This is a genomic window from Streptococcus pseudopneumoniae, assembly GCF_038148935.1.
Taxonomy (GTDB): Bacteria; Bacillota; Bacilli; order Lactobacillales; family Streptococcaceae; genus Streptococcus; species Streptococcus pseudopneumoniae_U.
The window spans coordinates 1-7,297 of record NZ_JBBJZX010000098.1; the positions used below are offsets into that span (position 1 = coordinate 1).

Annotated in this window: 7 protein-coding genes; all 7 read right to left on the reverse strand. The window is 40.0% G+C overall.

Going from position 1 to position 7,297, the window contains the following annotated elements; translation table 11 throughout:
* Window positions 1–56 precede the first annotated feature (56 nt).
* A complete protein-coding gene (locus WKI42_RS08925) occupies window positions 57–419 on the reverse strand; it encodes a DUF1304 domain-containing protein (protein ID WP_368081727.1) in 363 nt (120 codons plus the stop codon).
* A 10-nt stretch (window positions 420–429) separates the two neighbouring features.
* Window positions 430–855, reverse strand: a complete 426-nt coding sequence (locus tag WKI42_RS08930; protein ID WP_368081728.1) for a MarR family winged helix-turn-helix transcriptional regulator — start codon at window positions 853–855, stop codon at window positions 430–432.
* Between the two features lie 205 nt (window positions 856–1,060).
* The gene (locus WKI42_RS08935; protein ID WP_368081729.1) at window positions 1,061–2,224 is read right to left on the reverse strand and encodes a LysM peptidoglycan-binding domain-containing protein; all 1,164 of its coding nucleotides are present in this window, start codon (window positions 2,222–2,224) and stop codon (window positions 1,061–1,063) included.
* Between the two features lie 158 nt (window positions 2,225–2,382).
* Window positions 2,383–3,009, reverse strand: a complete 627-nt coding sequence (locus WKI42_RS08940; RefSeq protein ID WP_368081730.1) for an HAD family hydrolase — start codon at window positions 3,007–3,009, stop codon at window positions 2,383–2,385.
* Between the two features lie 3 nt (window positions 3,010–3,012).
* Complete coding sequence (locus WKI42_RS08945) at window positions 3,013–4,293, reverse strand: MATE family efflux transporter (protein WP_368081731.1); 1,281 nt, start codon at window positions 4,291–4,293, stop codon at window positions 3,013–3,015.
* A 60-nt stretch (window positions 4,294–4,353) separates the two neighbouring features.
* The gene (gene thrC, locus WKI42_RS08950) at window positions 4,354–5,838 is read right to left on the reverse strand and encodes a threonine synthase (protein ID WP_368081732.1); all 1,485 of its coding nucleotides are present in this window, start codon (window positions 5,836–5,838) and stop codon (window positions 4,354–4,356) included.
* Between the two features lie 75 nt (window positions 5,839–5,913).
* A complete protein-coding gene (locus WKI42_RS08955; RefSeq protein WP_368081733.1) occupies window positions 5,914–7,191 on the reverse strand; it encodes a gamma-glutamylcysteine synthetase in 1,278 nt (425 codons plus the stop codon).
* Between the last annotated feature and the right edge of the window lie 106 nt (window positions 7,192–7,297).

Below are 7,297 nucleotides of genomic sequence, written 5' to 3' on the forward strand. Positions count from 1 at the left end.
GAGTACGGCAAGGCGACGCTGACATGGTTTGAATTTGATTTTCGAAGAGTATGAGTTTATTTAAAGAATAAAATACTAATTAAGGCCAAAATAGCTGGTCCACCTTGCTTCAAAATAATTTTCTTATCTGCTGTGAGAGAGCCATAAGCCGCAGCACCAATCACAAATAAAACAAAAATAGTCACAATTTCTAAATTCTGTGAGAAATAAATCCCATACAATAGAAAGACTCCTAGCAGAGCATTATAAATCCCTTGATTTTTAAACAATGAACTTACAGACGGACGAGCCAGTTCTTCCTTTTCCATGTTAAAGACTCGACTGGTTGCATCTGATTGCGTTGCAATACTTTCCAAATAAAAAATGTAAAAATGCTCCAAAGCAACAATCGTTGCTAAAATGATTGTAGTAATTGACATCTATTTCTCCTTAAATTTCTATATTTTCAATACCCAAAACTAATTTATTTAGTAAACGGCTGAGTTCTGTTCTCTCAGACTCTGTTAAGATACCTTCCATCTCTTCCTTAACCTTGATATGCTTCAGAGGAGGATTCACCACTAACTGCTCTTTGGCATACTTCGTAGCTTCTACCAACACTTCCCGCTGATTTTCATGATTGCGATGACGCTCCACCAAACCCTCCTTTTCCAAAATCTTGAAATGTCGGGTCAAAGCAGCCTGATCAATCTTCAAACGCTCCTGAACTGCCATTTGATTACAGGGAGAATTCTCCAGTAAAAACAGTAAAATCTGATACCGTGTCAAACTAATTCCAAGCCTTTTTTCAAACAATTGCGTACTCGCTTGCTCAGACAAGCGGAGTTGATACAGCAGATCTTGAATCTCTATCATTTCTTCCTCTTTTCTGTTGATTTATCAATAATTGACTAATCAAGTATGATGCAAAGTAAAATAAATTGCAAGAATGTTGCTTGAATCATTACAAGACAGAAACTTCCCATTTTCCATTCAAATTGAAAAAGAAAAAACGAACGAAACTCGCTTCCTATCACGAAAGCTAGATCTCATTCGTCAAAATGATATTATCAAATCTGGTTTATCCATTCATTGAAACGTGAACGTGGTCATAGTGGTTTTCTGTCACGCTACCACGGTCTGGCATTGGGTTCCAAGTATTAGCTGGTCCATATTTGCTATCGAATGGGGCATAGAAACGTTGTTTCCAAATGATGTAACTAATGCCACGGCTGGCCATATTTTGAATAGCATATTCCGCAATCTTATCTCCTAGTTCTGAGCTTTCTGGGACCATAAAGTCGATAGCCAAACCTTTTCCGTGATCTCCACTGTCCCCTGGACGGTAACCACTAAAGGATGTGATGCCAAACAAGTTAGCAATTTCTTCTTTAAAGGCAGCCGTTTGTGGTTGAAGACCTGCATTTTCAGATTTCGCTACTGCAAGTCCAGCATAATCGGGCGCAGCTGGAGCTGTGTAAGTTGTTGAAACTATCTTCGTCTCTTCTGGTTGATAAGTAGAAACTACTGGTGTAGCTTCACTTGATGATGATACTTCTTCTGAGTTTGTTGCAGTTGCTTTTTCTTCTACTAGAGTTGTAGTTGGTTCCACTGCTGACTTAGCTTGAGGGCTTACTTGTGTTTCCTGCTTCTCAGCTGGAGTCGTTTCCTGAGGAGCTGCTTCTGTAACTGGGCGAGTTGTTCCAGTTGTTTGCTCCTCTGGGACAGAAGTGCCCGTAGATGATGCCACTTCTTCAGAAGCAATCACTGTCTTTGTAACTTCTGAGCTTGATGCTACTTCTTTTAGCGCTTCTGCAATCGGTTGAGAAAGATCTGCAACTTGAACAGTTTGATCATCAACCGTCACTTGATTGGTTGTCAAATCTGCTGTCGCAGTTGTCACTTCTTCACTAGAGTCTGCTTGAGGAGTTTGGATTTCAACTTCTGTTACTTCTTCTGCTTCATTGACAGTCGTTGTCAAAACAGTTTCTGGGAAAATCAAGTCCATATTAGTGATTTTATTCAAATTCGCAAGAACTGTGACATCTACACCCAAGGCTTCTGCAATGGTACTCAAGGTATCACCATACTGAATGGTGTAACTTCTTTTATTGTCTGTTTTAGTCAAATCGTTTTGGATTTGCTCAACACTACGTGCAGTCCAAAGAACTTCTTCTGCTTGGGTTGCCAATACTGGGGCAAATGACAAGGCTACCGTTGAGGCTAATAATATTCTTTTCTTCATTCTTTCAAATTCCTTTCAAATGAATACCTGTCTATCATAACACAAAAAGAGCAGAAAAAAGCCCTCTCGGGCCTATTTAACAGAACTGTCTGTTCCTTGTAACAAACTCGGTTACTTGAAACAGTTTGTTAGGTCTCTGTCACAAAACTGACACAATCTTATCGTTCCCAATCCCCAAAAATGTAAGGAATATCTGCTAACCCTTGAATCCTGTGATTTCCTTCATAAGTCGACTCTAAAAAGTTGATACTTTGAATCCCACTATTCTGGGCAAATTCCACATCCAGAGTCCGATCTCCTATATAATAAGTATTATCAGGATTCAACTGATACTTATCTAGCAGATAGGTAGCCACTTCTGGACTGGACTTCCGAGCAAAGCCACTCTGACTGGTTAAAATCTCTGTGAAATAGGATTCCAACCCCAAGTCTCTGAGAATGGTAAAAGCATTGTCCCCTTTATGAGTGTAGACAAACTGTTGAATCCCCGCTGCGTCTGCCCACTTTAGAACCTCACGCGCACCTGGCATCAAAACTACCTGAGCATTCTTCTCAGCCAGACTCTGGGCACGTACCTGATTTAGCACTTCCACATCTAGCTTTCGCTCTTCTGCTACCTGCACAAGCAAATCCTGCACAGAAAACTTGAGGATAAACTCTCTCACCTTCTCCTTATCATAAGGAATAGAAAACTGACCAAAAGTCTCCTCAATCCCTGATAAAATCGCTTCGTAAGAGTCCAATAAAGTCCCGTCTAAATCCCAAATAAAAGCTGTTTTTTGCATTTCCTATCCTTTCAAGCTCATATAGCGCTGGTAACGATAGCGTAGAAATAACCAGCGAAAACCATTATCCAAGAGAGTCCCTGCCCAAATACCAGGCAAGCCCCAACCAAGCACAATTCCCATCAGATATCCTGTTCCAATGCGGATACACCACATTCCTATACTTGTCGCATAAAAGGGAAGCCGAGCATTGCCCAAACCCTGCCAGACTGCTGTATAGATGACTGTTCCTATCGTCATAGGAGTACCAAGTAGTGAAAAAAGTGTCACTAGAACACTAGCCTCCACCGCTAGAGAATCAGTTGTATAGAGATGAGTTAGTGGTATACCCAAAGCATAGATACTGAAGGTCAAGGGTAACATGAGAACCAGAGAGAGCCAAAAGGTTTGCTTGCTCAAACTAGCGACTCTTTTCCAATCATCTTCTCCAACCGCTCGAGCTACCAGCATGACTGTTGCTGTAGCCACACCAAAGGCAGGCATATAGTTAAACTGGGTCAAGACTTCTCCGACTGCATTCCCAGCCACTGCCTCCGTTCCAAAAGAAACGACCAAGGCAATGATCACGACATCTCCAGCCCGCATCATAAGACGTTCTCCAGCTGCTGGTAAAGCCAAGATCAACAATTCCTTATCTAAACCAAAAGTTGGCTTCGCATAAGGCAGTTTTAATTGTGACCACAAAATCACAAGACCTACCAAACGAGACAGAATAGTTCCCCAAGCAACACCAGCTATTCCCATATCAAGAACAAAAATAGCTAGACTGGAAAAGAGAATATTCAAGGCATTGGATAAAAAACTAACATAGAGGGGCAAACGTGGATTATGCGTTGCACGAATCAAGGAACCCATACTGGTCATCAAGCCCAAAAGAACAATCGAACCACCAACTAAAGATAGGTAGAGTCCACCACTCTCAGCTACAGTTCTCTCCGTCCCCAAAAGTCCTATCATCTCTTGCCCAGCGAAGATGGACAAAGCTCCCAAAAGGAAACTTAAGAGTAAAGTAATTTTCAACGCCTCAGTCACATGGTAGGCTAGCTTAGACTGATTCTTCTCCCCTAAACTCTTTGAAATAACACTGGAAATAGCAGCTCCCAGAGCTATGAAAATCGCCTGATAAATCGTGATAATATTGCCAGCTACTGAAACACCTGAAATAGCGATTAAGCCCAAGTGAGCAACCAGATAACTGTCCACCATTCCCATGAGCATCTGCAAAAAGTTTTCGCCCATAGCTGGCAAGGCAATATTAAGAATGTCTTTATTTTTCTTAAACAATCCTTCCTCCTGATGAAAAGAAACTCAGTTGGTTTCCCAACCGAGTTTACTCCCCCTGTCTTAAAGTCCTAGATAAGCCTCAACCGCTGCTTGCATATCAGCAGCTGCCACTGTTGTCTTGTGACGAACAGGAGCTGTTTCAAGCCCATCAACTGCAGGTGGCATAGCCACTCCTGAAATGTCATGTAATTGAGCCAAGGCTTCAAAGTCAGTTAAGCCAACTTCCCCAGTTACAGCTTCTACTGCAACTACCGGGAACTTGTATGGACTAGCTGTTGATGCAATTACTGTCTTAGTCGCATCGCCAGTAGCAGCTTGGTATTTCTTATAAACTGCCGAGGCAACCGCCGTATGTGGATCCTCGATATAAGAATCTGACTCATAAACACGCTTGATTTCTGCCGCTGTTTCTTCCTCAGTCGCATATTCAGCTGCAAAGAGTGCAAGATTCTCTGAATCAAAGTCTGTCAATTCATATTGACCTTGGCTATTCAAAGCATTCATGAGTTCAGCTGTCTTTTCAGCGTCATTTCCCAAAAGATGGAAAATCAAACGCTCCAAGTTTGAAGATACCAAAATATCCATAGATGGGCTAGTTGTTACCTTAAACTCACGCTTCTTATCATAAACACGTGTCTTGAAGAAGTCTGTCAAAACATTGTTGTCATTTGAAGCGCAGATTAATTTGCCAACTGGTAGACCAATTTGTTTGGCATAAAAGGCAGCCAAGATATTTCCAAAGTTTCCTGTTGGTACTGTGAAGTTGATCTGTTCACCAGCCACAATCTCACCAGTCTTAATCAACTGAGCGTAAGCATAAACATAATAGACAATCTGTGGCACCAGACGACCAATGTTCATAGAGTTAGCTGATGAAAATTGCAACTTGTTGGTAGCCAATTTTTCACGAAGAGCCACGTCGTTAAACATGTGCTTCACATTTGTTTGCGCATCATCAAAGTTACCATCAATGGCTATAACATGAGTATTGCCACCAGTCTGAGTGGTCATTTGCAACTCTTGTACCTTACTGACACCATCCTTCGGATAAAAGACGATAATCTCAGTGCCAGGAACATCCGCAAACCCTGCCATAGCAGCTTTCCCAGTATCACCAGATGTCGCTGTTAAGATGACAATCTTGTTCTCCAAACCATGCTTCTTAGCAGCTGTTGTCATAAAGTATGGCAAAATAGACAAGGCCATATCCTTAAAGGCAATTGTTGAACCATGGAACAGTTCCAAGTTGTATTGCCCGTCTAATTTCACCAAAGGCGCTATAGCTGGAGTATCAAACTTACTATCGTAGGCATTGTTGATACAGTAGTCCAACTCCTCAGCTGTAAAGTCATCTAAAAATGCTGACAAAACTAACTTAGCAACTTCCTGATAAGAAGCATCTTGCAATTTGTCAAAGTCCAAATCTACCTTTGGATAAGTAAGCGGTGTAAACAAACCACCATCCGTTGCCAAACCTTGCAAAATAGCTTGGCTGGCAGTTACTGTATTTTTCGCATCACGCGTTGATTGATAAACTAATGTCATTACTCTCTATCCTTTATCTATAGTCTCTTCCATTATATCATGATTTTTCAGAAAATTCTCCCTTTATAAAAGAAATTATAGTCCCAATTCTTTCTTCAAAGGCTCTAAATAAATCATTTCCTGCTTATTTCTCATCTCCAGTCCTTCCTCAGATAGGATAAGTAAGTCTTTGGAAAATTCAATAATCGTAGTTTCTTCCTCATCTGTAAGCTTTTTCTTAGAAAATTGTCGTCTTAAAAACTTATAATCACAATTAAATTTCTTAAAGAAAGGTGCTGTTTCTAAGTAAGCTACTAACTTATTTAAATTAACCAACAATCCCAAGTGAAAGGCTGCAGAAGCAAAAGTCCTATCAAGTGGCTGTGTACACACACTACGAAACTCAACTGTTCCTCGAGTCGTTAAGTCTTGGTACTGGTAACTACGATGAGTTTCAAAATCCTTCTCTTGAGGGTAAATAAGAATCTCATCCCCATTAAGAGAATATGCTTGGATTTCAGATGTAGCCAAATAGTCCCTTGCCTGAATCGGATAAAAATAATAGGTTTGTCCATCACGTTCCGCAGTAAAAATTGCAGAATGATCTAGATAATCAAAAAAATCATCCTCATCTTTAAAGAGTCTAGCATTGATCCCAACATTCTCTGGATAGATACCATGCATGGATTCTTCCCAAAAAATATCCCTTGAAATTTTCGTATCCCAATCTGCACCCGAAAACTCAGAATTGGCAAATAAATAAGCCTTAGCCGCTTCAATTTGAGTAAAAGCATTAATCGCCCGTAAGTAGTTGGATGTTGAAATATCCAGCTGAACCTGACTCCCACAGATAAAAGCACCATATTCAGAGAAATGATGTAAATCTGATTTAGTAATATTTCTACTCAAATTCAAATAATCCATCAACATCTGATAGCGCGGATAAGCCACTGGACAATTCTCATTTTTATCCCAGTTAGGATGAATACCGCAACCAACGATAGCATGATTGGATTCGCCTAATTTTCTCTGAATTACATCCATATAATTATTGAAACGATTTTCGACCTCTTGAATCGTTTCAGCCTTACCAAATGCAAACTCAATCGTTGTATAGGAAACTTCAAATAAAATAGCATCCTGACTTATCGGATCTACTAACTGGATCGGATTGCCAAAATCATCTACCTTTTCGACAGTAAAATCCAGAGCGGAAACTAAATAATGAAATAGATCCTTTATAATTTCAACATTTGTAGCATCCCCTTCTAAATTTGCAACAGGATACTCCAACTCAATTCCGACAAACAATTCAGGATTTTCTTTAATATTTTTCAAATACCGATGTTTTAATATATCGATAGAACGAGACATACTTCCCTACACTTTCATAATCTAAATAAAATTTGAATAACTATTATTATACCAAAAATAATATAAAAAGGAACGAAGATATACCACGTTCCTTAACTCTATACTC

Bases quoted from the DNA above. Each gene is read 5' to 3' on its own strand.
- WKI42_RS08935 (WP_368081729.1), bottom strand. From the start codon at position 2,224: ATGAAGAAAAGAATATTATTAGCCTCAACGGTAGCCTTGTCATTTGCC.
- WKI42_RS08955 (WP_368081733.1), bottom strand. From the start codon at position 7,191: ATGTCTCGTTCTATCGATATATTAAAACATCGGTATTTGAAAAATATT.
- WKI42_RS08940 (WP_368081730.1), bottom strand. From the start codon at position 3,009: ATGCAAAAAACAGCTTTTATTTGGGATTTAGACGGGACTTTATTGGAC.
- WKI42_RS08925 (WP_368081727.1), bottom strand. From the start codon at position 419: ATGTCAATTACTACAATCATTTTAGCAACGATTGTTGCTTTGGAGCAT.
- thrC (WP_368081732.1), bottom strand. From the start codon at position 5,838: ATGACATTAGTTTATCAATCAACGCGTGATGCGAAAAATACAGTAACT.
- WKI42_RS08930 (WP_368081728.1), bottom strand. From the start codon at position 855: ATGATAGAGATTCAAGATCTGCTGTATCAACTCCGCTTGTCTGAGCAA.